Origin of the sequence: Arthrobacter cupressi, from assembly GCF_900099975.1 — a bacterium.
In the GTDB taxonomy this organism is placed as follows: domain Bacteria; phylum Actinomycetota; class Actinomycetes; order Actinomycetales; family Micrococcaceae; genus Arthrobacter; species Arthrobacter cupressi.
Map to the genome: position 1 here is coordinate 184,628 of NZ_FNEI01000003.1, position 23,496 is coordinate 208,123.

The following is a 23,496-nucleotide window of genomic DNA, read 5'->3' on the forward strand; positions in this document are numbered from 1 at the left end:
TCCAGCAGCGTCCTCCATCGGCCTGAATGCAAGAAACCTGACGGGGTTCCTGTCAGAAACCAGCGCTTTTCCCAACAAGCGAAGAGGTTCATCATGACCAACGAATACGACGTCGATTCGAAGCATCACCTGACAGCGGCGCAGGGCGCTTCCCTGGCATCCGGGCCGGAATCCGCCGGTCATTCACAGGGCAAGAAGCTCCGCGCCCGGCACGTCACCATGATCACGCTGGGCGGAATCATTGGTGCGAGCCTGTTCGTCGGCTCGGCCAACATCATCCGCAATACCGGTCCCGCAGCGGTGCTCTCCTACGCCGCGGGCGGGCTTTTGGTATTCCTCGCAATGCGGATGCTCGGCGAAATGGCAGCGGCCAGGCCTGCCGTCGGATCCTTCATGGAATATGCCAGGGTGGGCCTTGGAAGCTGGGCGGCGTATATCGTCGGCTGGCTGTACTGGTATTTCTGGGTGGGCGTGATCGCCTACGAAGCCGTCGTGGGCGGCGGAATGCTGCACAACTGGTTCCCCGTGCTTCCCGCGTGGGCCGGTTCGCTCGCATTGCTGGCGGTCTTTGTGGGCACGAACCTCATTTCCCTGCGGACCTTCGGGGAGACGGAGTTCTGGCTCGCAAGCATCAAAGTGATCGCGATTGTGGTGTTCCTTGGTGCGGGCGTGCTGTACGTGCTCGGGCTCTGGCCGAATGCTTCCTTCTCTGTATCCAACCTCTGGGCCCACGGCGGATTCATGCCCAACGGCATCGGCGTCGTTCTCTCCAGCATCGCACTGGTGCTGTTTTCGTACTTCGGCACCGAGATTGCCGTCATGGCCGCCGCGGAATCAGAGAACCCCGCAAAGGGAATCCGCCAGGCAGCAAACACGGTCATCTGGCGAGTCATGCTTTTCTATGTGGGCGCCATCCTCGTCATCGCCACGATCGTTCCGTGGAGCGAACTCCCCAAGCCGTCCGACATTGCCCCGTTCACGTACGTGTTCTCGCTGTTCGGCGTGCCCGGCGCCGACGTCATCATGGGCCTGGTCATCTTCACGGCCGTGATCTCCGTCCTCAACTCCGGAACATACTCCGCGTCCCGGATGTTCGCCGCCCTTGCCGAGCAGAGGCTTGCGCCGGCGGTTGTCGCCAGGCGTAACAGGAAGGGAGTCCCGGTTGTCGCCGTAGTTGCATCGACGGTCGGCGGCCTCATCGCAACCTTGGTGAACTTCATTGCCCCCAGCTCGGGCATCTATGACTTCATCATGAATTCGACCGGGCTGGTTGCCCTCTTTGTCTACGTGTTCATAGCCGTCACCCAGTGGCGCATGAGGACCAAGATGACTTCGGATGAACGGGCGGACCTCAAGCTGAAGGTGTGGCTGTTCCCGTGGCTGAACATCATCCTGGTCCTGGGTGCGATCGGCATTGTCACGATCATGCTGTTCAGCGAGGACGGCCGCACACAGGTGTGGACGAGCCTGATCGCGGCCGGTGCGTTGGTGCTGTTCTGGCCGGTAGTCCGAAAGCGGCTTGGACAGCAAGAAGGCTGGCAAAAGGATCTGCTGGAAAAGGAAGCGCCGGCCCCGGCCACCGTGGAGGTCCGTCAGTAGAAATGGCTCGGATCGCGGTCCGCCGGTCTTCATGACCGGTGGACCGCTGCCGTGACCGGCAGGCCCAAGCCGTCACTGGAATCGCGAAGCTAAACCCTTGCCCGGTACGCGGCGAGGAACGTCGAAATCCGGCGCACGGCTTCCTCGATGTCCCGCTCGGCCGGCAGGATCACGAAACGGAAGTGGTCCGGCGTCGGCCAGTTGAAGGCGGTGCCGTGCGAGACCAGGATTTTCTGGTCCTGCAGGAGCTCCAGCACGAACTTCTCGTCATTCTTGATCGGGTAGATCTCAGGGTCCAGGCGCGGGAAAAGGTACATGGCACCGGCCGCCGGAACGCAGGAGACGCCGGGGATCGCCGTCAGCAGCTTCCAGGCCAGGTCCCGCTGTTCGCGCAGCCGGCCGCCGGGCCTGATGAGTTCTTCGATGCTCTGGTAACCACCCAGGCAGGTCTGGATGGCGTGCTGCGCCGGGACGTTGGCGCACAGCCGCAGCGACGCCAGCAGTTCCAGCGCTTCGCGGTACTCGGCGGTGGCGGCGTGCGGTCCCGTAATCGCGACCCAGCCGGCGCGGTATCCGGGCATCCGGTACGCCTTGGAGAGACCGCTGAAGGTCAGCACGCAGACGTCCTCCGCCACCGAGGCGGTGTGGATGTGCCGGGCTTTTTCGTAGCGGATCTTCTCGTAGATTTCGTCGGAGAACAGCACGAGGTCGTGCTTGCGGGCCAGGTCGGCGAACTGCTCCAGGATGTGGCGCGGGTAGACGGCGCCGGTGGGGTTGTTCGGGTTGATGATCACGATCGCCCGGGTGCGGGAGGTGATCTTGGCTTCCACGTCGGCCATGTCCGGCCACCAGTTCTGTTCCTCGTCGCACAGGTAGTGCACGGGTATGCCGCCGGTGAGCGTGACGGCGGCGGTCCAGAGCGGGTAGTCCGGGGCGGGCACCAGCACCTCGTCGCCGTTCTCCATGAAGGCCTGCAGGGTCATGGAGATGAGCTCGCTGACGCCGTTGCCGATGAAGATGTCCTCGACGCCGATCGTCATCAGGTTCTGCGTCTGGTAGTACTGCGAGATCGCGGTGCGGGCCGAGAAGATGCCCTTCGAATCGCTGTAGCCCTGGGCGTCGCGCAGGTGGTGGATCATGTCCACCACCACCGACTCCGGCGCCTCCAGCCCGAACGGTGCCGTGTCCCCGAGGTTCATCTTCAGGATGCGGTGCCCCTCGGCTTCCATGGCCTTGGCCGCCTGGAGGAGCGGGCCGCGGAGCTCGTAACGGACGTTCTGGAGTTTGCTGGAGTGCTGCATCGGACGCATGGTTGATCTTTTCACGGTGGTGCCCGCTCTGCCGAGCGTGACACCGTCCGGGCGTTCGCGGTAGCTTGCCGTCATGCAGGCTGGCGGCCCGGACGGGCGCGGGATCGATGGACGGGCGGGCATTGACGCCGCCCTGGTGAAGCGGCTCCTCGCCGCCCAGTTCCCGGAGTGGGCCGGGTTGCCGGTGACTCCGGTCGAGTTCGACGGCTGGGACAACCGCACCTATCGTTTGGGCGAAACAATGACGGTGCGCCTTCCCACCGCTGCAGGATATGCTCCCGCGATCGCGAAGGAGCATGAGTGGCTGCCCCGCCTTGCCGCCCAACTGCCCGTGGCTGTCCCGCCGATCCTGGGGTTGGGTGTCCCGGGCGAGGGGTTTCCCTTCCATTGGTCGGTGCGGGGCTGGCTCGAGGGCCGGACGGCGGACCGGGCGGAACTGGACGACCTTCCAGGGTTCGCCGCGGAGCTGGCCGCGTTCCTGCTGGCCCTCCAGGCCTGCGGCACCACAGGAGCGCCCGACGCCGGGGAACACAGCTGGTTCCGCGGAACATCCCCGGCCCATTACGACGACGAGACCCGCCGCTGCCTGTCCAGGCTCAGCGGGCGGATCGATACGGAGGGCGCCGAGGCTGTGTGGGATGCTGCGCTCGACGCCCGGTGGGGCGGGCCGCCGGTCTGGTTCCACGGTGACGTGGCGGCGGGGAACCTGTTGGAGGAGAAGGGGTCGCTGGCGGCCGTGATCGACTTCGGCACCAGCGGGGTGGGAGACCCGGCCTGCGACCTGGTCATCGCCTGGACTCTGTTCGGCGGCGAGAGCCGGAGCACCTTCCGCCGCGAGATTGCGATGGACGAGGCAAGCTGGGCGCGGGGCCGTGGGTGGGCACTTTGGAAGGCCCTGCTTGGCCTCGCCGAAGGCCCCGGGGCGTCCGGCACGGCGAGCAACTTACGGATCGTCCGTGAGCTGATCGAGGAGCACCGCAGCCTCTGCTAAGAGCACCTCACCCGCCCAGCTTCACGCATTCGGTGGTCTTGCAGATGTTCGGGAACGTGTTGTTGTCGATGAAGATCTTCGACCTCAGCTCCGTCCTCACCAGCACCAGCGCATTGAGGTTCACCCGGGAACCCACATCCGGGTTGACGCCGAGCACCACGCAGCGCTGCAGGCTCAGCTCCGGGGATTTGTTGCACGTGGAACCGGCGGTGAAATCCAGCTGGATCTTGGCGGCGGCGAACTGCGACTTGGCCGATTCGACAGTGGCACCGAGCACCGCGGGCACGGTGGTCCGCAACGGCACCGCCACCTCCAGGGCCACCGTGGAGCCGCGGCCCACGGTCCGTCCACCCTCGGGATCCTGGCGCACCACGGTCCCGGCCGGCTCCGTGCTCTCTTTCTCGGTGACCGAGGTGCCGAAGCCCGCGTCCTTGAGGAGCTGCACCGCTTCGGTTTGTGGCTTGCCCACCACCGGCGGCACGGTGGCGTCCTTGAACAGGAACCACAGCACACCGCCGACGACGGCGAGCAGCGCCACTGCGCCGAGGATCACCCAGAGCCACGGGAACCCGGGAGCCGGGGCCGGCGTCGGGAGTGCCGGAACCTCGAGCGCCACCACCCGGGCCTGGTCCGCGTAGTCCTCCGGGGCGTCGTCCGCGGAATAGGCGATGAGCTTCACCGGGTAGCTGCCGGGCGCCGCGCCCGTGGTGTCGAAGGTGACCAGGTACTGTTCCGTGGCGCCGGCGGCGATCGTCCGCAGCGGGTCCGGGACGTCCGTGTACGTTTTCGAAGCAGGGCCCCCGGGGAATGCACCGAGCACCACCCGGGCGGACGCTGCTGTGCCGTTGGTGACGGATGCGGTTAGCGAGCCCTTCCCGTCCTTCAGGACCACCGACGGCGAACTGAGCGTCATGGTGATGGTGCCCATCAGAGCCCTCCGGGGGACAGCGGCAGGGGCGGCAGCGTGGGACCGAGTCCGATCAGCAGCGTCGCGACCTCGATGGTCACCGCCGATCCCGGCCGCAGCGGGGTCCCAACCGGCGGAGTCACCGTGATCACCGTGCCTGGGGCGGCGAAGCTCGGGGTCTCCTTGACCGACACCGTGAACCCGGCCTGGGTCAGCGTCTGGACCGCCGTCTCCTTTGGCTGCCCGATCACGTTGGGTACCGGAACGTCGGCCTTCCGGGCGATTTCCACGCTTACGGTGATCCCCTTGTCGGCCCGGCTGCCGGCTGCCGGGTTCTGGCTGATGACGGTGCCGGGCGGTTCCGTGCTCACCACCTCGGTGGAGCCCATCGAGAAGCCGGCGCCGATGAGGATCTGCGCGGCTTCGCTCTGCTGCTTGCCGCGCACGTCCGGGACGTTGCCGCCGCCGCGCAGCAGGAACCACAGCACCCCGCCGATCGCCAGGAGCAGCACCACCGCGCCGATGATCACCCAGAGCCAGGGAAATTTCGACGGCGGCTTGGCAGGCGCGGGTGCCTGGCTCACCGCCAGCGTGACGACGTGGGCCTGGTCCGCGTAGTCCTCCGGCGCGTCGTCCGCGGAGTAGGCGATCAACTTCACCGGGTAGCTGCCGGGGGCCGCGCCGGTGGTGTCGAAGGCCACCAGGTACTGCTCGGTGGCTCCCGGGCCGATGGTGCGCAAAGGGTCGGCCACGGTGGTGTAGGACGGTGCGCCGGGCTGGCCGGGGAAGGCCCCGAGCACCACCCGTTCGGCCTCCGCGGAGCTGTTGGTCACCGAGGCCGTCAGCGAGCCCTTGCCGTCCTTGAGCTCCACGGTGGGGGAACTGAGTGTCAGGGTTATTCCGGTCATGTCAGCCCGCCTCCACTAGTTGAAGCACACAGCCTCCCGGCACCAGGCAGCGGATGCCGAGGCTCCCGCCCGAGGTTCCGAATGTCAGCTCCACGGTATCCCCGGGGTCGGCGGATTGCTCGGTACGCGTGCCTTCCACGGAGAGTGTCACTTCCACGGCCTGCTGCGGCAGCAGCCGGGCCCGCTTGGTGGGCGGACCGAAGGAGAACAGCCCGCCGAACTCCCGGACGGTGAAGGTGCAGCTCCCGGCGACCGCGAGTTGGCCGCCCGACGCCGAACAGGAGCCGCCAGCCGGGGCCAGGTCCGCCGTCGTGAGCTTTCCGCCCTTCGCGGCCCCGGCGAAACCGGACTGCCACCCCGGCGCTGCGGCGTCGTTGCCGCCCCCGCAGCTGACCCCGAACACCAGCACCAGCACCGCCACGACCGCGCAGGCGACCACCACGATGATGGGCTTGCGGTTCCCGCTGTTCACTCCTTCATCACCTCGACGCGGTCGGTGACGTGCGCCGGCTTGATGCCCTTGACGATCCGCCGCACCAGCTCAAGCTGCCCCGCGGCCGCGGCCGGCACCCGCACCGTGATGTGGAAGGCGCCGGGTTCGGACACCACTTCGAAGCCGGGGACCCCTGTGGCCAGGTGCAGGAAACGGGTGAGCCCGTCCACGGTGCCGCGGCGCGCGGACAGCCCGGCGGCGCTGGCGATCAGGTCCCGCTGCCGGGCCACCGGGATCCCGGCGGACGCGGTCCCGGTGGCCTCCGGTCCGGGCAGGGTGAGCCAGTCCAGGTCCACCCAGCGGGACAGGAACGGAATGAGCGACGACGGCGAGCGCCCGGGATCCGGGACGGTGTGGATGCGGTCCAGGACGTCCCGGACGGGCGCGTGCATGTCCTCGGCCACCGCCAGCAAGGCCTGCAGCGGCTGGCTGCTTTCCGCCGCCACCTGGTACACCTCGGGCAGGACCCGCAGCAGCCGGGAGTCACCGAGATCGAAGTCAGCCATGTCCGTGCACCACCTCGATGCGGTGCCCGCCCGAGCAGAACAGCCAGGTTTCCGGCAAGGTCACGACGTCGTCCACCACCCGCCGCGTGCAGTTCGCCCAAGAGGCGGTGTTGTCCGTGCTGCGGTAGATCCCCTTGGGCCCGGCGGCGAGCAGGAGCTGCGTGCCGTCGTCGCGCACGGTACCGGACACCCCGCGGACGGGGTCGAAACGGGTGCGGTCCCGCAGCGGCAGCCCGCAGTTCACATCCGGGGTGCTCCATTGCGGGGAGGCCTGGCCGAGCTGCAGGCGCAGCACCCCGCCGCTCTGGGTGGCGGCGTAGGCGGCGTTGCCCATGACGTGCACGGCCCAGCAACTGCCGCCGGTCCAGCCCGCGCCGAACTGTTCCCACGCGGCCTGCAGGGTGTCGAGGTCGGTGCGGGCGAGTTCGTCGATCTTCAGCCGCAGGCATCCGGTGCCGCTGCCCTCGGGAACGGAACGGCCGAGCCACAGGTAGCTGGCACCGCCGTCGTACTGCACGGTCATGCAGCGGATGTCCTCCCCGGCCGCCTTCACCCGCTTGAAGCTGCCCGCCATGCCGGCATCCGGGGAAAGCCACACCCCGGCCGAGGCTTCCGCCGCCACGGCCACCCCGGTGCGGCCACGCACGTCCACCAGGGCGTCCACCGCGTAGAAGCCGCGGTCCGGCTGCCCGGCGTCCACCACGTTCTGGACCGGGATGGAGCCCTCGCCCATCGGCAGTTCGTAGAGGCCGCGCTCGCCGGCGAGCAGCAGCACCGGCGCCCCCTGCCGGTCCACCCAGCACAGGTCCGCCACCACGAAGCCCAGCTCCGCCGCGCGGCGCCACGATTCGCCCAGGTCCTCGCTGATGTAGATGCGCGAGGACGTGCCGGCCACCGTGCTGACCGCGACCATCCCGGGGTGCTGCCCGACGGCGGACCGTCCCGGAGCGGGGGAGCGGAACGGTGCGATGGACCGCACCGTTTCCGTGGCGGCGTCGCCGTTTGAATCGACACTCCCGAACTCGGCGCAGGCCTCCCATCCGTCGCCGGCGTTGGTGGTGCGGAACAGCAGCCCGTCCTGGGCCACGAACCAGGTGTTGTCCTGCCCCTCGGCCTGCACCAGGCCCATCGCGTCCGTGTCCGGGACCTTGTCCACCTCCAGCCGCACCCGGTCCACATACTGCACCCCGGGCTCGGCTTCCTCCATGGCCCGGTAGAGGTTGGAGACGCGCAAAGGTTTGCCGAAACCCGAACCGTAGGTGCCCGTCCCGGCGGGAGCGGAGCCCGGGCCGAGCGGACTGATCCCGTCGTTGAGCCGGGCGGTGATCCGGGCCTTGACGGCGTCCGCGTCTTCGTCCGGGCGCACCACGATCCGGGCGTCCACCAGCACCTGCTTGTAGAGGCCCCAGCGGACCACGGGTTCGGCGCCCACCGTGGAGCGCCGGCGGAGGTACCGTTCGACGTCGTCCCGCACCTCGCCGCGGGCCTGCCCGGCGAGTTCGGCGGCCGTGACGGGTGTGCCTTGCGCGCCACCGGGGCGCGGCACGAACGGCACCAGCACCACCTCCACCTCGCCGGGCTTCGCGAACGCCCACAGTTCCTTCCGGGTGAATGCCCGTGCCCGGGCAACCCCGCCGTGGCGCATGGCCAGCACCTCGTAGTCCCGCACGGTCACGGCCCGGTCCCGGGCCTGGAAGTCCTGCGGGGCCCGGCGCAGCGCGTTTTCCAGGGCTTCGCCGTCGCGCCCGCCGGTGGCCGGTTCCGGGTTGCTGACCCGCACTCCGGGCACCGGCGAGCGCAGCACCGTGAGCTGACCGGCCCCGACGTTCCCGCGCTGCCCGCCGCCTCCGCGGTACCAGGCACGCACCTCGGCACCCGGTCCGGGAACCACGGGGTGCTCCTGCCCGCCGGTTCCCTGCGGGACGAATGCCTCGTCCCACCAGGCGAACATCACGACGCCGGCACTGCGGTCGATTCGCACCGGCACCTCGCCGGGGCGGGCGTCGGCGAACGCCTCCACTTCCCGGCAGTACCGGAACGGTTTCCCGTCCACGAGCACGGCCTCGCCGCTGCTGAGCCGGGTCCCGGCGGGCACTTCGATGGCGACGGACAGCCCCGCCCCGGAGACGATCGGGGCGTTTGGGACCACGAAGCTCTGCCCCGGCCGTCCCGTCCCGGTGCCGATCGGGACGGCGTCGTACAAGGTGACATCGGCTGCCGGGACCAGCACGCTGGCCTGGCCGGCGGGCAGCACCGCGGCCGCCGTCGTCGTGAAGACCGGCTGCGGTGCCCCGGGCACGCCGGGCGGGCAGCTGACCTGGGTGCCGCGCGGGATCCGGATTTCCGGGGCCTCCCCGCCTGCTGCGAGCCTGGTGAACTCCAGCATGGTTTCGGCGCTGCCGGGCGGGTGCAGGCTGGTGCCCAGCAGGTTCAGGTACACGGCGTACAGCTTCTCCGGGACCCGGTTGAGCCGGTACATCAGGGTGTCCGTGAGGTAGGCGAAGGCCTCCATGATGGTGATGCCGGGGTCGTGCACGGACAGGTCCGTCCAGTCCGGGGCGACCTGCCGGATGCGTTCCCGGGCGCCGGCCACCAGCTCGGCAAAGCTGCGGTCATCCAGGTTCGGCACGGGAATGCTCATGCTGCACCTCCCCGTTCATGGGATATAGCGGAGTCAACGGGCAGGGTGATGGCCAGTTCGTCCTGGTGCTGGGTGGACCGCACCCGGTACCGGAGCCGCACTTCCAGCAGTTCCGGGCTCTCCTGCGAGCGCGAGGCGTCCAGGGACAACACCGTGATCCGCGGCTCCCACTGCTCCACGGCCCGGGCCACGTAGTGGATGGCCAGGCCCGCGGTGGTGTCGTCCGCAGGGGCGAAGGCGAGCCGGAAGAGGTGGCAGCCATAGGTGGGGCGGTTGATGCGCTCGCCGGGCCGGGTGCTCAGGAGCAGCAGCAGGGCCTGCCGCACGGAGGCGGCGTCCGTGACGGTGGCCAGCCTGCCGTCCGGGGTGAGGGTGAGGCCGGAGAGCCCGACGGCGGCGTCGAAGTCCGGGTGGACGAAGGCCACCGACTTGTACCGGGGGGCGCTCATGGCCGGCCGCTTTTCATGACTGCGCTCCTCATGATCCCGCCGCCACGAATTCCTGGCCCGGCCGCCGGACGGTGTATTTCACGGCGCCGGGCGGGGTGCCGTCCGTGAAGCCTTCCACGGTGTCCAGGCACATCCGCTTCCCGCCGATCCGGATGAATACCGAGTACCCCTTCACCACGGGGAGGGTCTTCTGGCACGGCTTGATGTTCAGGCCGATGTTGGGGCACATCGAGATGTCCCGGCCCACGGGATCGGCTTCGACCAGCACGGGCGATCCCGCCACCCGCACCCATTCCTGCGACGGGACGTTCTCCACCTTGCCGTCGTGCCCGCAGCGCAGGATGGCTTCCTTGACCAGGACTTTCATCGCCTGCACCCCGGCATCAGGCCTCCTCGAAATCGACCGTCTTGGCGCGGATGCGCATGGCTTTGCCCGGTGCCTCAAGCAGCAGGTCCGTGGCCGCCGTGATGCGCAGCTTGTCCGGCCCGAGTTCCACCGTGGAGCCGTGGCCGTCCGTGAAGCTGACGGTGCGTGCGCCGCCGTCGAGCACTATCTGTTGGCCGTCCGCGGAACGGAAGGTGTAGCGGCTTTCCCGGGCGGTGTTCCCGCCGGCGTCGGGGGTGCGTTCGCGGCCGTACAGCCCGCCGAGCACGATCGCCTGGGCCGGGTCCGTGGCCGGCAGCAGCACCAGGACGGTGTCCTCCGGCGCGGGCGGCAGCACCAGCCCTTTACCGGGTCCGGCGGCCCCGCTTAGCACGGGCGCCCAGCCGCTCTCCAGGGGCGGATACGCGGGCAGGCGCACCCGGACGCGGCCGCGCTCCTCGGGATCGTTGACGTCGGCCACCACACCCAGGGTGAACACGTCCGGCTGCCGGGGCGGCGGGGTTTCGGGCGGCCGGGTGGTGACGGTGGTTTCGTAGCCGCTGCCGTCCAGCCGGTGCACGGCCGAGGCGATGGCGTACGTGCCCTCCAGCGACGAGGCCAGGCCCCGCACCCGGACCCGGCCGCCGGCACGCAGCAGCGGGTCGCCGTCGGCCACGAACACGGCACTGACCTGCCCGGCCATCCGCACGTCCAGTTCCGCCTGTGCCAGTCCGTCCGCCGCGGCGCCGGAGGCGAAGGCCTCGTTGCCGCGCAGCAGCTCGCCGCCCGCGCCGACGCTGGCCAGGGCCGGGTCCGCGGACACGCCCGCCTTCGCGTCACTGCCCGACGCCGATCCCTCCAGGGCTTCGGCGTCGCCGGAGTGCCAGCCGGCAGTGCGGGCGCCCAGGTACGCGGGCTCCTGGCTGAGTTCCACCTCGGCCGAGTGCAGGCTGCTGCCCAGTTCCAGCTCCACGGGATCGCCCTCGCCGGCCAGCGTGGTGAGGCGGAGGGCGTCGCCGTCGACCACCGGGTACATGCCCACCCGGGCACTTTGCTCCACCAGCAGGGCCAGGTCCGAGCGCGCGCACTGGTACACCTGCCCCAGTTTTGCACTGCCCCCGGTGACCTGCAGCCCGGTGCCCTCGCAGAGCGTGCGGGCCAGGCCGGCCAGGTCCACGTCCCCCTGTTCGCCTCCGTGTAGCCTGGTGAACTGGCGCTTGCGGAGACGGTGCAGGGCGTCGTAGGCGCGGACCCGGATTTCCTGGGAGAGGTCGGCGCCGTAGCTGCGCTCCACCACGGTCACTTCGCCGACGAACAGGGGAGTGCGCCGGCCGCCCAGCTCCACCCGGAGCGCATCCCCGGGCGCCGGGTCTATGCCCCTGTTGCCTTGGCCCCTGCTGCCCTGGCCTTGGCCGGGTCCGGGGCGCCAGGTGATGAGGCACTGGGCCGGGCGGGCCAGGGAGCTGAGGACCTGCACGGACACGATCGCGGCCGTATCGGCCGCGGAAAGCCGGCGCCGCCCGAGGGTGACGATCAGTTCGGGAAGTCCCTGGAGCTGCCTCATGGCTGTCTCTCCGGGGTGGTCCGTTTCATGGCGTCTCGCCCATCGGCGGCACGGCCAGCGGGCCCGTGAAATGCGCGGGGTCGTCAACGTTGTTGTACTCCAGCAGCAGCTTCCACAGCAGCGGCGTCCCGAAGGCCTGCAGGCTCAGGCGCCCCAGCTCGCCCGGCGGGACCTCAGGAAGGGGCTCCCCGCCGTCGGGGGACAACGCGTCCCGGTCCGTGCCGCCGTCGCCGGTCACCGTGAGGGTGTCCACGGGCGGCGCGGTCAGGTCCACCGGGGGAAGCCGCTGGGCGAGTTCGTAGTTCTCGCCGCCCTCCTCGTCGGCGCTCTGGCCCACCCGCACGAACACCAGGCGCATCCAGGAACGCAGGGGCGAACCGTCCGGGGCGAAACGGTCGAACCGCTCAGCCACCTCCGTGACGATCCCCGGCACGTTCCACGCCCGGCCCCACACGAAACGGACCGACGGCGGCCGGCGCTGCCGTTCCACCTCCGCCGAGTTTTCCGCGAGCGCCCAGATGGGCCGGGTCATCTGCCGGACGTCCTGCACATGGAGCGACGCCGGTGCGAGATCGACGTCGAACAGCAAATCCAGGCGGAGTTCGGTGTGCCCGCCGCCGGTGAAGAGCAGGGGGTCATCCGCCAGGCCGCTGCCGGTGAGCTTCCCGCCCGCGCTCCTCCGAGGCTCCACGCCCGCGCTGCGCTGCATCACCACGGTCTCCGGGTTGAGCAGGCAGCCCAGGTGTTCGCCGGTGTCTTCGATCAGGAACGCGACCCTCTCCATCTCACACCGCCGACCTCTCCTGGTTCAGCCTTGCGGCCCGGGCCAGGGCGTGCTCGAGGGGTTCGCTGCTGTGGCTTCCCTGTGGTGGCGGGCCTGGCTTCGGGGCGAGCACGGGCCATTCTCCGTTGAGAGCGGGTTTCGGGACGTGGGCTCCGGTGCTGCTCGGGTGGCCCTGGGATTCCGGCATGCTCGGGGACTCTGGCGTGGGGCCGTGCGCTGGTTTTGCCGGCTCTCTTGGCTGTTCCGGGCGTTGCGGGGCCTGCTCTGCGTGCTTTGGAAAACTCAAAGCACGCAGAGCGGGCCTCGCAAAGGGGGAAGCTTCGACTGCTGCGGGGTGTTCGCTTGTGGGGTGTTCGGTTTGGGTCGTTTGGGTCGGGGCTGTAGGACGCGGCGGTGTTGCAGTTTGCGGACGGAGGCTTTGCTGCCGGAGGCTTTGCGGACGAAGGCGCAGCGCCGGCACCCCGTTGACACTGCGTTGTGAGGCCTGCTCTACGTCGTTTTCGCGGGTCAAAGGACGCAGAGCGGGCCTCGCACGTTGAGCGGTTTCCCTGGGCCCGGAAGCGGCCTGGCTTGGCGGCGGAGCCGCTGACTTCGCGCGGTCCGGCCGGAGGCGCAACACGGGCACCGCCTTGCCGCCGTGTTGTGAGGCCCGCTCTACGTCCTTGGAGGGTGCGAAAGAACGTAAAGCAGTCCCAACAAGTGGGGGAGCCACAGTGTCGGGGGCATCGAAGGCTGCGGGAGGGGTTCCCGGGTCCTGTGCCTGCGTTTCCTGCCGCGGCGCCGCCGTCGTGGGGCTCTTTGGTTCAGGGACAGCGGACGGCATCCGCGCCATTGCTGGCCTCAGCCTGAGCCTCCGCAGCCCAGGCAGCCCAAAGTGCCCCCGGACGGTTGGCGCTTCGACTGTTGGCGCTTCGTCGGCAGAAGCATCCGCGGGCACCAGCCCGGCGTCGTGCAGCAGGCGCACCCAATGCTCGGGTGCGCCGGAGAGGTCGAAGCCGCGGGCCGGCGTCGGGCCGCCGGCGTCTAATCCGGTGCCCGGCGAGGTGCCTGGCAACGCGCCAGGCAGCGAAGAGCCTCGCCCCGCGGGACGCCCGGGGTCCAGGCGTTCCGCGAGCACACGCAGCCGTGAGGCCAGCCCCCGCCGCCAACCGGGCGAACCGTGAGAACCCGCCGGACCGTGAGAACCCGCCGGACCGTGAGAACCCGCCGGACCGTGAGACCCGGCCGAATCGTCAGGCCACGGGCGCGCGGGCATCATCGAGTTCCAGGCGGTCGTAGGCGATGGTCACGGACTCGATGGCCAGGTCCTTGCCGAGGGCATCCAGCGGCGCGCCGAACCACTCGCACAACCAGGCGCCCAGCAAGTTCCAGCGCCGGACCTCGGCCGAGCCGGAATCGTTGAGCATGGCGATCGACACGTTCCGCCGCTCCACCTGGCCGTTGGCCGCCTTGAAGAGCCACTGCAGCATTTCCGTGGAATCGGTGAGCCCGTACTTGAGTGTTACGGGTGTGTACTCGACCTGCCCCGGAATGACCCGCACCGTACTGTTTTCCCCGCCGGAGCGGTACAGGATGCGGTCGATCTTCATGCCCAGGCCCTCCACCTTGGTGAAGTGCCCCTGCACCACGCCCTGGATGACCAGCTTGAAGTTGTAGGCGCGGTACGGGTCCACCACGTTGCCCGGCTGCGCGGCCGGGGCGGGTGTGCTTGGCTGCATGCTCATCTCAGGCTCCTGCGCTTTCTGTCTCGCTGGTGGCTTCGGCCGACTGCATGAGCTTGAAGATCACAAACTCCGCCGGCTTCACGGGCGCGATCCCGATCAGGGTGACCACTTGGCCGGCGTCGCGGACTTCCGGAGGGTTGGTTTCCTCATCGCACTTGACGAAGAACGCCTGTTGCGGGGTGGTACCCAGCAGAGCGCCGTCCCGCCAGACGTTGGTCAGGAACGCGCCGATGTCGCGCCGGATCGACTTCCACAGAGTGTGGTCGTTGGGTTCGAAGACCACCCAGCGGGTGCCGTCGGCCACGGATTCCTTGATCATGTTGGTCAGCCGGCGCACGTTGATGTAGCGGTACTCGCTGGCTTCGGGCGCCTTGGTCCGCGCGCCCCACACCCGGATGCCTTCGCCCGGGAAGTAGCGGATGCAGTTCACGCCGGCCGGGTTGAGGACCTCCTGCTCGCCGCGGCTGACGCGCCGCACCAGGTCCAGGGCGCCCTGGATGGGCTCATTGGCCGGGGCCTTGTGGACCCCGCGGCTGCCGTCCACCCGCGCCCAGATCCCGGCCAGGTGGCCCGACGGCGGTTGCGTCACCTTCTTGCCGGATACCGGGTCCGTCATGACGATCCACGGGAAATACAGGGCCGTGTAGCCGCCGGGGGACTGGGGAGCACCGATCGCGTCTTCGCCGGTGGCGCCCGTGGCGGGTTCGGGTTTCTCGGGTTTGTCCGGCTTCGCCGCGTCAGGTTTCTCCGGCCCGGGGGCGTCCGGCACCCCGGAGGTCGCCGCCCGGGTGAGGGCCCCGACGTCGTCCACTTTCTCCACGGTGTCCAGGATCGCCATCCGGTCCTGCCGCAGCGGATGCTCCACGTGGGCCTGCAGGGCCGCGTAGGCGTCGGCGTCGGCGTAGCCGGGGGCGGCCACCATGGAGATGTCGTCGATCGCTTCGAAGAGGGTCAGGCCCGTGGGTTTCCTGGCCGTCCCGGTCAGGCTGCCGCCGGTTCCCACGTTGACCACGTAGCAGCGTCCGCCGCCGTTGGCGAAGAAACCGAACACGGCGTTGGACAGCGGGGTTCCCTGCGTGGCCTTCCCGACGTACTGGTCCACGAACTGGGTCCAGTTGTCCAGGACCCGCGCCTCATCCAGATGCGCCAGCGGATCCGGGGCGACCCCCACGAATCCGGCGATGCTGGTGCTCACCTGCCCGATGGAGCGGGCGCCGCTGGGTACTTCCTGTACGTACACTCCAGGCGCCTGGTAGTTCGCCATGGTGCGCTCCCTTTACTCCCACCGGATGGTCACCGGCAGGCTGCTTGTGCTGGCTGACATTTCACGTTCAGTGCCGCGGACCGCCACGGCAAAGTGCTGGAGTTCGTCGGCCGAGGCCAGGACCTCGAAGTGGCCGGTGGCGTCGCTGACGACGGCGGTGGCGGACGAATGCGCGCGGATGTAGGCGTTGGGGATGCCTTTGTTGTGGATGTCCACCAGGCGGCCGTGGATGCGGCGGGCCACCGTGGTGCTGGCGATGAGGGGTTCGAGTACGGGTGGGCCGGAGGGCTCCTCGAAGGGAAGGGACACCGGGACCCGGACCAGGAAGCCCAGGCCTTCGCGGATGCTTGCCTGGTATTCGCCGGGCTCGAATTCCCCGGCGGAAACAACGGAGTACTGGCTGTGGCGTTCCACGACCAGCAGCAGTTGCTCCATCAGGGTCAGGCATTCCGGGCCGCGGGCTTCGATGGCCACCTTGAGTTCCAGGTCCAGCAGCGGGCCCTTCCTGCGAGAGCGGCCCACCCGGTTCAGCGCGACGGTGCGGACGGTCACCGCCGCGTCGGGAGGGGAGGGCTCGCCTTCGTCCTCGTGGTGGACCTGCGCAGGTTTCACGGCGTCCGAAAGCAGCCCGAGCAGTTCGGTCAACGAAGCTTGCACAATACCCACGGTGGCACCCCAGTCGACAAGGTGGTCCAGTACAGCGGTTGTGCTTAGGTTACTCCCGGGACGGCCCGTCAGTCACGGGGTTTTCAGGGTATATCCATTCGTTTGAGGATTAGGCCTGGCTCCGCCACCAGGCCACCGTGGCCGCGGCGGCCTCGGCCAGCGGGGTCGGCGCCATACCCAGCTTCGCCTGGCTCGCGGCCGAGTCCATGACGAACGGCCGTTCGAACTGGTAGAGCAGCTCGGCGAGCTCCCGCATGTCCGTGGATGCCAGTCCCAGGGTCTTCAGCAGCCAGCCCGGAATCGCGCCCAGTTTCACGGCGGGCAGTCCCGCCGCGGTGGTGAACGCCGTCGCGAGTTCCTGCTGGCTCAGGGCCGGTCCGGTGGGGGCGTGCAGCACCGAGTTCCACAGCTCCGGCGTCCGGGCGGCCTTGACCATGGCGGCGGCAAGGTCCGGCACGTAGGTGAAGGAATGCGGCTGGTGCGCGCTGCCGACCACCTGCAGTGACTTCCCTTTCAGCAGGGCCGGCACCATGCGCTCGCCGGCGTGGGAGGTGCGGACGTGCGGGCCGAAGAAGTCGCCGGCCGCCACGCTCACCGTGTCCGCCCGGTGCGTACGCCGCGCCTTGAGCAGTGCGGTGCGCACGCCCCGCTTGCCGCCGCCCGCTTCGCGCGGACTGTCCTCCCGCATCGGCATGTCCGGCTCGCTGTACGAGTAGAGGCTCTCCGGGAAGACGACGACGGCGCCCGCTTCCGCCGCCGCGTCGAGCACTGTCCGCTCGGCGCGGGGGAGTTCGGCCTGCCAGGCCTTCGCGGTGTACGCGGAACCGTGGATGCAGTGAAAAACGGCCGAAACGCCGTCGAAGGCGTCCGCCAGCTGGGCCGGGTCCGAGACATCGGCCTTGCGGTGCTCGATCAGCGGATGCTCGGGGCCGGAGCCGGAGCGGGTGAGCACGCGGACCCGGTGGCCCTGCTCCGCGAGGAGGCTGGCGACGGTCCAGCCGACGGGTCCGGCTCCGGTGACTGCGTACGTGGTGGTCATGGCTGGACTCCTTGGCTTGGGCTTCGCTGACGTATCGAGAGCAGTGCTCTCTCCATCCCAGAATGAACCTTGCCGACCGGCAAAGTCAAGAGCACTGCTCTCTTTTGTCGACACCGCTCTCTTTTGTGGCATGCTGGGGGCATGCCGTCCACCGCGAAACCCCAGGCCGCGAAACCCGAGTCCAAGGTCCCCACGCCCCGGGAGCGTGCGCGCGCGCAGACCATCGCCGACATCGTCAGGATCGGCCGCAGCCACCTTGCCCTCCACGGCGCGGCGGCCTTGTCGCTGCGGGCCGTGGCGCGGGATCTCGGCGTCGTGTCCTCAGCGGTGTACCGCTACGTGGAGAACCGCGACGAGCTCCTCACCTTGCTGTTGGTGGACGCATACAACGAGCTCGGCGATGCGGTGGATGCCGCCGTCGATGTCCTCCCCGAAGGCGACTTCACCGGACGCTTCCACGCCTTGGGGCACGCCGTCAGGAACTGGGCGCTGCGCGAACCGGCCTGCTACGCCCTCCTGTTCGGCAGCCCCGTCCCCGGGTACCGGGCGCCCGGGGAGCTAACCACCGTGCCTGGCACCCGGGTGGTGTACCGCATGGTCCGCAACTTCGACGCCGCCTACCGCGCCGGTGCGCTGGCAGCCCCGGCCGGACCCGCCGTCGTCGTTCCCGGAACGCTGTCCCGCGACCTCGCCGCCATCCGGTCCGGGCTCGGCCTCGAGGTGCCGGAAGAACTGGTCACCCGCGGGGTGCTGATCTGGACCTCGGTGTTCGGGGCGGTCAGCTTCGAGGTGTTTGGGCAGTATGGTGCGGACACCTTCGCGGCCCGGGAGGAACTGTTCGCGCACCAGCTCGGGCTGCTCGCGGGAATCATCGGCCTGGCCTGAGGAGTAGGGTGGCTGCATGGTTCGCGGCTTGGCAGACATCGGGGCGGAAGCCGTGCTGCTCGCCGGGGCCGGACGCGCCGTGCTGCTGCAAATCGCCGACCCCGCCGTAGGGCGTGGCGTGGCCGACCACAGCACCTTCGCCGGGCGCCCGCTTGAGCGGCTCGCTGCCACCATGGGCTACGTCTACGCCGTCGTCTACGGCTCCGAGGACCAGCTGGCTGCGATGCGGCGCGCCGTCAACCGTGCCCATGCGCCGGTCCGCAGGCAGCCCGACTCCGCGTCCGCCGGGTACAACGCCTTTGATCCGGCTTCCCAGCTGTGGGTGGTGGCCACCCTGTACGACACCGCCGTGACCGTCTACCAGCAGGTGCATGGAACGCTCGACGCCGGCACCGCGGACCGCATCTACCGTGAGTACGCGCGGATCGGGACGGCCCTGCAGCTTCCCGCGGAGCTGTGGCCTGCCAGCCGTGCAGCCTTCGACGAGTACTGGGACGAGCGACTGGCGGGGCTGGCGCCCGGTCCCCACGCGGTGCGGGTGGCCCAGGCACTGCTACATCCAGTTGCGGGGCCTGTTTGGCTGCGCGCAGTGATGCCGGTGGCGCGGCTGCTTACCGCCGGGCTGCTCCCGGAGCCGCTGCGCGCCGCGTACGGACTGCCATGGAGCCCCCGCCGGCAACGGCTCTTCGAGGGCGTGATGCGCTTTCTTGCCGGAGTGTACCCAAGGCTTCCCCGGCGTCTCCGGCACTGGCCGAAGGATTACTACCTGGGCCGGATCGACGTGTCCAGCGTGCGGAGCATGAGCCGGAGTGCGAGCCATGCGTAGCCTGACCGCCGTCGAGCAGTTCCTGGACGAACGCGCCCACCGCTTCCTGGAACGCGCGCCCGCCGGCGGCCTGCGCTGGAAGCTTGCCGAATTCCTGGTGTTCGGACTGAAGCAGGCATGGGCGTGCATCTTCGGGGCCCTGCTGCTGGCCGTGATCTTCGGGGCGCGGCTTTGGTACCCGGACGATGCGCCGCTTGCCAGGAACGACTTCCTTACCATCGCTGCCGTCGTCATCCAGATCGTCATGGTCGCCACCAAGCTCGAGACGCTGCGCGAGCTCCGGGTGATCGTGCTGTTCCACCTCGTCGGCACGGTCATGGAACTGTTCAAGACCGATGTCGGGTCTTGGAGCTACGAGGCCGAAGGGTTCCTGCGGGTCGGGGCGGTGCCGCTGTTCAGCGGGTTCATGTATGCCTCCGTGGGGTCCTACATGGTGCGCGTCTACCGGCTGTTCGACCTGCGCTTTGCCCGCTATCCCCGGCGCTGGATCACTGCGATCGTGGCCCTCGGCATCTACGCAAACTTCTTCTCACACCACTACATGTTCGATTTCCGTTGGGTGCTGTTGGCGGCAGTGGTGGTGGTCTTCGGGCGCTGCGTGATGCATTTCAGGGTATTCCGGCGCGGCTTCCGGATGCCGCTGCTGGTTTCCTTCCTGCTGGTGGCGCTGTTCATCTGGATCGCCGAGAACATCGCCACGTGGTCCCACGCCTGGCTCTACCCGAGCCAGGTGAACGGCTGGCACCTGGTGACCCCGGACAAGCTGCTGTCCTGGTTCCTGCTGATGATCATTTCCGTGGTGCTCGTGGCCTGGGTGTACAAGCCGGTCCCGCCGGAGGCTGACGGTGTTCGACTTCCCGCGCCAGCGGCGGAGGGGGCGACGCGGCAAGCGGGGTCCTAGGCTTCGCCTCCGGCCTTGCTTCGAATTCGCCGGAGAGTTGCGGGGTCGCCGGAACCCTGCGGAGTCGCCGGAAAATTCCGGCGACCCCGCAGCATTCCCGCGATTTCGACGGCGGCCGCGCATCAGCGGCGGCCGCGCATCAGGGGCGGCCGCGCATCAGGGGCGGCCGCGCATCAGGGGCGGCCGCGCATCAGGCCTGCAAGTGGCACCGACGGCCCTGGTCTTCGCCGCGGGCTTTTCGAAGCCAAGTCCGGCGGGCGGCCTGCAATGGTTCGATGTCGGCCACGGATTCGAGAGCTGCGCCCTCCGGCGCCGGCTGCCTGGTCCCTGCGCCACGAGTGCAATGCCGAAACCGCTGTGGTTTCCCGCCGCCAGCCAGGCGTCCTCGGTTTCGCGAAGCGTGACGTTCACCCACGTGCCGTCGATCCTGATGGACATGCTCGATCGAGGCAGGCGATCAAGAATGTCGTGCAGGCTGCAGGTGACCATGGTCAAGGGGTGGACCATTGGCCGCCATGAACCAGTTCCGGCAGATGTCGTTGGCGTTACGCGTGGTTGTGGTGACTTCGATCTGCCGCCGGTTTGACCACGGTTGGGGGCCGAAGTCGCCGGAGAACTGCGGGGTCGCCGGAAAGTTCCGGCGACCCCGCAGCATTCCCGCGATTTCGACGGCGGCCGCGCATCCGCCCGCGCGCCCGGCCAGTAAGTGGCACCCAAGCCGGATGCCGCCGTCGGGCACGTTCTCCCACGGCGAAACGCCCTCGAAGCCGCGCCATTCCGGGGCCGGAAGCGAGCCCAAACACAGGGTTGAGCGAACATCACTCAACTTTGAGTTGACTTAAATCGGCGCCTGAGTACAGTTGAGTGCAGAACGCTCAACTAGCCGAATGTTGGGTGGTCACCGGCACTCCCCGCTAAGGAAGCGTGCCCGGGTGCAGTCTCGGACATCGGCGATTGAAAGCAGTGAAAGGAAGCAACACATATGTCACGTGCAGTAGGTATTGACCTCGGAACCACCAACTCCGTTGTCTCGGTTCTCGAAGGTGGCGAGCCCACCGTTATCGCCAACGCCGAAGGCGGCCGCACCACGCCGTCCGTCGTTGCCTTCTCCAAGTCCGGCGAAGTCCTGGTCGGCGAAATCGCCAAGCGCCAGGCCGTCAACAACATCGACCGCACCATCGCCTCGGTCAAGCGCCACATGGGCACCGACTGGTCGGTCAACATCGACGACAAGAAATACACGCCGCAGGAAATCTCCGCGCGTATCCTCATGAAGCTGAAGAACGACGCCGAGAGCTACCTCGGCGAAAAGGTCACCGACGCCGTGATTACCGTTCCCGCCTACTTCAACGACGCCGAGCGCCAGGCCACCAAGGAAGCCGGCGAGATCGCCGGCATGAACGTGCTCCGCATCGTCAACGAGCCCACCGCGGCCGCCCTCGCCTACGGCCTGGACAAGGGCAAGGAAGACGAACTCATCCTGGTCTTCGACCTCGGCGGCGGCACCTTCGACGTCTCCCTGCTGGAAGTCGGCAAGGACGAAGACGACTTCTCCACCATCCAGGTCCGCGCCACCGCCGGTGACAACCGCCTCGGCGGCGACGACTGGGACAACCGCGTTGTGGAGTGGCTGCTCAGCCAGCTGAAGATCAAGGGCATCGACCTCTCCAAGGACAAGATCGCCCTCCAGCGCCTCCGCGAAGCCGCAGAGCAGGCCAAGAAGGAACTCTCTTCCTCCACCAGCACCAACATCTCGCTCCAGTACCTCTCCGTCACCCCCGACGGCCCGGTCCACCTGGACGAGCAGCTGACCCGCGCCAAGTTCCAGGACCTCACCAAGGACCTGCTGGACCGCACCAAGAAGCCGTTCCACGACGTCATCGCCGAAGCCGGCATCAAGGTCTCGGACATCGACCACATCGTGCTGGTCGGTGGCTCCACCCGCATGCCTGCCGTCTCCGAACTAGTCAAGGAACTGGCCGGCGGCAAGGAGCCCAACAAGGGCGTCAACCCGGACGAAGTTGTTGCCGTCGGTGCAGCGCTGCAGGCCGGTGTCCTGAAGGGCGAGCGCAAGGACGTGCTCCTGATCGACGTCACCCCGCTCTCCCTCGGCATCGAAACCAAGGGCGGCGTCATGACGCACCTGATCGAGCGCAACACGGCCATCCCCACCAAGCGTTCGGAAACCTTCACCACCGCAGACGACAACCAGCCGTCCGTGGCCATCCAGGTCTTCCAGGGCGAGCGCGAGTTCACCCGCGACAACAAGCCGCTGGGCACCTTCGAACTGACCGGCATCGCCCCGGCGCCCCGTGGCGTTCCGCAGATCGAGGTCACCTTCGACATCGACGCCAACGGCATCGTGCACGTCTCCGCCAAGGACAAGGGCACCGGCAAGGAACAGTCCATGACCATCACCGGTGGCACCGCACTGTCCAAGGAAGACATCGAGCGCATGGTCGCCGACGCCGAGGCACACGCTGCCGAGGACAAGGCCCGCCGCGAAGCCACCGACACCCGCAACTCCGCCGAGCAGCTCGCCTACTCGATCGAGAAGCTGCTGTCGGAAAACGACGACAAGCTGCCGGAAGAGGTCAAGACCGAGGTCAAGGCCGACGTCGACGAACTCAAGAAGGCTCTCGAAGGCACCGACGACGCCGCTGTCAAGACGGCGTTCGAGAAGCTGCAGCAGTCCCAGACGAAGCTTGGCGAGGCCATCTATTCGCAGGCCTCCGCCGCCGGTGCCGAAGGCGCCGAGGGTGCAGCTCCGGCCGGTGACAAGAAGGCCGACGACGAGGACATCGTCGACGCCGAGATCATCGACGAAGACGAGAAGAAGTAACCATGCCTCACCACGGCAACGAATCAGAGCACTCGGATTCGGAGCAGGGCAAGCCGGTCATCCGGGACAACCGCAAGGTTGACCCGGAGACCGGGGCCGCCCGGCATCCGCACCAGGAAGCAGCCCACGACGCCGGCACCCCCGAGGGCGCCGAAGGCGCGGCTGCCGAGGGCGATGCGCTGTCCCAGGCTGAGGAGATCCTCAACGGCGTCGAGGTTCCGGCTGAGGAGTCGGTGGCCACCGGCGCCTCGGCCCAGGCCGAAGCCGCGGAACTGCGCAACGACCTCCTCCGCCTGCAGGCCGAGTACGTCAACTACCGCAAGCGCGTTGAGCGCGACCGCGCCGTCGCAGGGGAAATGGCCGTCATCGGCGTCCTGAACTCCCTGCTTCCGGTGCTGGACGACATCGACGCCGCCCGCCAGCACGGCGACCTCGAAGACGGCCCCTTCGCCGCCATCGCCGCCAAGCTGGAAAACTCGCTGAAGACCTACGGGCTGGAACGGATCGACGCCACCGGCGTGGAGTTCGACCCCACCATCCACGAGGCCCTCATCCAGCAGCCGGGCCAGGACATCGAGGTGGACACGGTCAGCCAGGTGCTGCGCTCGGGCTACCGCTCCAAGGAGCGGGTCCTGCGCGCGGCCCAGGTGATTGTGGCTGTGCCGGCTTAAGGTGAGCCGACCGCAAAGCGCGAAGCAGAGCATAGACCCCGGGAGTGGCCCTAAGGAGCTGGCCGAGGGTCCCAATACGAGCTTGCGAGTATTGGGAAGGCCAATCTCCGCTGCCGGAGCGTGGGCGGCTCGGGTCCGTAAGGACCGAGCCGCCCACGCGTA

The 23,496-nt window shown here is 68.7% G+C and carries 22 protein-coding genes; 7 read left to right on the plus strand and 15 right to left on the minus strand.

Translation table 11 applies throughout. From position 1 onward, the window contains the following. The first annotated feature begins 93 nt into the window (after window positions 1–93). The gene (locus BLP88_RS05050) at window positions 94–1,599 is read left to right on the plus strand and encodes an amino acid permease (protein ID WP_245679772.1); all 1,506 of its coding nucleotides are present in this window, start codon (window positions 94–96) and stop codon (window positions 1,597–1,599) included. A gap of 89 nt (window positions 1,600–1,688) precedes the next feature. Here the strand turns inward: BLP88_RS05050 and BLP88_RS05055 are convergent, their stop codons facing one another. Continuing rightward, window positions 1,689–2,909, minus strand: coding sequence for a pyridoxal phosphate-dependent aminotransferase (locus BLP88_RS05055; RefSeq protein WP_074587430.1), 1,221 nt, complete (start codon window positions 2,907–2,909; stop codon window positions 1,689–1,691). Between the two features lie 73 nt (window positions 2,910–2,982). Between BLP88_RS05055 and BLP88_RS05060 the strand changes: the two genes are divergently transcribed. After that, window positions 2,983–3,900 carry an aminoglycoside phosphotransferase family protein gene (locus tag BLP88_RS05060; RefSeq protein ID WP_074587432.1) on the plus strand — a complete coding sequence of 306 codons (918 nt, stop codon included), beginning with the start codon at window positions 2,983–2,985 and terminating at the stop codon, window positions 3,898–3,900. 7 nt (window positions 3,901–3,907) lie between these two features. On the opposite strand, the gene BLP88_RS05065 is transcribed toward BLP88_RS05060, so the two are convergent. The 13 genes from BLP88_RS05065 to BLP88_RS05125 form a co-directional block, all read right to left on the minus strand. Continuing rightward, the gene (locus BLP88_RS05065) at window positions 3,908–4,828 is read right to left on the minus strand and encodes a PASTA domain-containing protein (protein WP_074587433.1); all 921 of its coding nucleotides are present in this window, start codon (window positions 4,826–4,828) and stop codon (window positions 3,908–3,910) included. After that, window positions 4,828–5,715 (minus strand): PASTA domain-containing protein, encoded by an 888-nt coding sequence (locus tag BLP88_RS05070; protein ID WP_074587434.1) that lies wholly within the window; start codon window positions 5,713–5,715, stop codon window positions 4,828–4,830. The genes BLP88_RS05065 and BLP88_RS05070 overlap by 1 nt, the downstream gene beginning before the upstream one ends. Before the next feature lies 1 nt (window position 5,716). Next, window positions 5,717–6,187, minus strand: coding sequence for a hypothetical protein (locus tag BLP88_RS05075; RefSeq protein WP_074587436.1), 471 nt, complete (start codon window positions 6,185–6,187; stop codon window positions 5,717–5,719). Then, complete coding sequence (locus BLP88_RS05080) at window positions 6,184–6,714, minus strand: phage tail protein (RefSeq protein ID WP_074587437.1); 531 nt, start codon at window positions 6,712–6,714, stop codon at window positions 6,184–6,186. Before BLP88_RS05080 ends, BLP88_RS05075 begins: the two co-directional genes overlap by 4 nt. After that, the gene (locus BLP88_RS05085; RefSeq protein WP_074587438.1) at window positions 6,707–9,355 is read right to left on the minus strand and encodes a baseplate J/gp47 family protein; all 2,649 of its coding nucleotides are present in this window, start codon (window positions 9,353–9,355) and stop codon (window positions 6,707–6,709) included. Before BLP88_RS05085 ends, BLP88_RS05080 begins: the two co-directional genes overlap by 8 nt. Next, a complete protein-coding gene (locus BLP88_RS05090) occupies window positions 9,352–9,804 on the minus strand; it encodes a GPW/gp25 family protein (protein WP_074587439.1) in 453 nt (150 codons plus the stop codon). Before BLP88_RS05090 ends, BLP88_RS05085 begins: the two co-directional genes overlap by 4 nt. A gap of 28 nt (window positions 9,805–9,832) precedes the next feature. Further along, a complete protein-coding gene (locus tag BLP88_RS05095) occupies window positions 9,833–10,171 on the minus strand; it encodes a hypothetical protein (protein ID WP_074587441.1) in 339 nt (112 codons plus the stop codon). 16 nt (window positions 10,172–10,187) lie between these two features. Then, complete coding sequence (locus BLP88_RS05100; RefSeq protein ID WP_074587442.1) at window positions 10,188–11,732, minus strand: phage baseplate assembly protein V; 1,545 nt, start codon at window positions 11,730–11,732, stop codon at window positions 10,188–10,190. 25 nt (window positions 11,733–11,757) lie between these two features. Next, the gene (locus BLP88_RS05105; RefSeq protein WP_074587443.1) at window positions 11,758–12,516 is read right to left on the minus strand and encodes a CIS tube protein; all 759 of its coding nucleotides are present in this window, start codon (window positions 12,514–12,516) and stop codon (window positions 11,758–11,760) included. 1,232 nt (window positions 12,517–13,748) lie between these two features. Then, window positions 13,749–14,240, minus strand: a complete 492-nt coding sequence (locus BLP88_RS05110) for a phage tail protein (protein ID WP_245679773.1) — start codon at window positions 14,238–14,240, stop codon at window positions 13,749–13,751. Window position 14,241: 1 nt separating this feature from the next. Then, on the minus strand, window positions 14,242–15,504 hold the full coding sequence (locus tag BLP88_RS05115) for a phage tail sheath family protein (RefSeq protein ID WP_074587445.1): 1,263 nt from the start codon (window positions 15,502–15,504) through the stop codon (window positions 14,242–14,244). 12 nt (window positions 15,505–15,516) lie between these two features. Beyond that, window positions 15,517–16,170, minus strand: a complete 654-nt coding sequence (locus BLP88_RS05120) for a hypothetical protein (protein WP_074587446.1) — start codon at window positions 16,168–16,170, stop codon at window positions 15,517–15,519. Window positions 16,171–16,279: 109 nt separating this feature from the next. Further along, entirely contained in the window at window positions 16,280–17,209 is a 930-nt protein-coding gene (locus BLP88_RS05125; RefSeq protein WP_074587447.1) for an NAD-dependent epimerase/dehydratase family protein, read from the minus strand. 141 nt (window positions 17,210–17,350) lie between these two features. On the opposite strand from BLP88_RS05125, the gene BLP88_RS05130 reads away from it, so the two are divergent. From BLP88_RS05130 to BLP88_RS05140, 3 genes are read left to right on the plus strand one after another with little or no spacing between them, the layout of a single operon-like run. Then, complete coding sequence (locus BLP88_RS05130) at window positions 17,351–18,094, plus strand: TetR/AcrR family transcriptional regulator (RefSeq protein ID WP_074587449.1); 744 nt, start codon at window positions 17,351–17,353, stop codon at window positions 18,092–18,094. Window positions 18,095–18,110: 16 nt separating this feature from the next. Beyond that, the gene (locus tag BLP88_RS05135) at window positions 18,111–18,920 is read left to right on the plus strand and encodes an oxygenase MpaB family protein (RefSeq protein WP_074587451.1); all 810 of its coding nucleotides are present in this window, start codon (window positions 18,111–18,113) and stop codon (window positions 18,918–18,920) included. Further along, window positions 18,913–19,821, plus strand: coding sequence for a DUF817 domain-containing protein (locus tag BLP88_RS05140; RefSeq protein WP_074587453.1), 909 nt, complete (start codon window positions 18,913–18,915; stop codon window positions 19,819–19,821). Before BLP88_RS05135 ends, BLP88_RS05140 begins: the two co-directional genes overlap by 8 nt. Window positions 19,822–19,977: 156 nt before the next feature. Here the strand turns inward: BLP88_RS05140 and BLP88_RS05145 are convergent, their stop codons facing one another. Continuing rightward, window positions 19,978–20,328, minus strand: a complete 351-nt coding sequence (locus BLP88_RS05145; protein WP_074587456.1) for a hypothetical protein — start codon at window positions 20,326–20,328, stop codon at window positions 19,978–19,980. Between the two features lie 475 nt (window positions 20,329–20,803). Between BLP88_RS05145 and dnaK the strand changes: the two genes are divergently transcribed. Next, on the plus strand, window positions 20,804–22,663 hold the full coding sequence (gene dnaK / locus BLP88_RS05150; RefSeq protein WP_074587458.1) for a molecular chaperone DnaK: 1,860 nt from the start codon (window positions 20,804–20,806) through the stop codon (window positions 22,661–22,663). A 2-nt stretch (window positions 22,664–22,665) separates the two neighbouring features. Next, window positions 22,666–23,334 (plus strand): nucleotide exchange factor GrpE, encoded by a 669-nt coding sequence (locus BLP88_RS05155; protein ID WP_074587460.1) that lies wholly within the window; start codon window positions 22,666–22,668, stop codon window positions 23,332–23,334. Window positions 23,335–23,496: the final 162 nt, after the last annotated feature.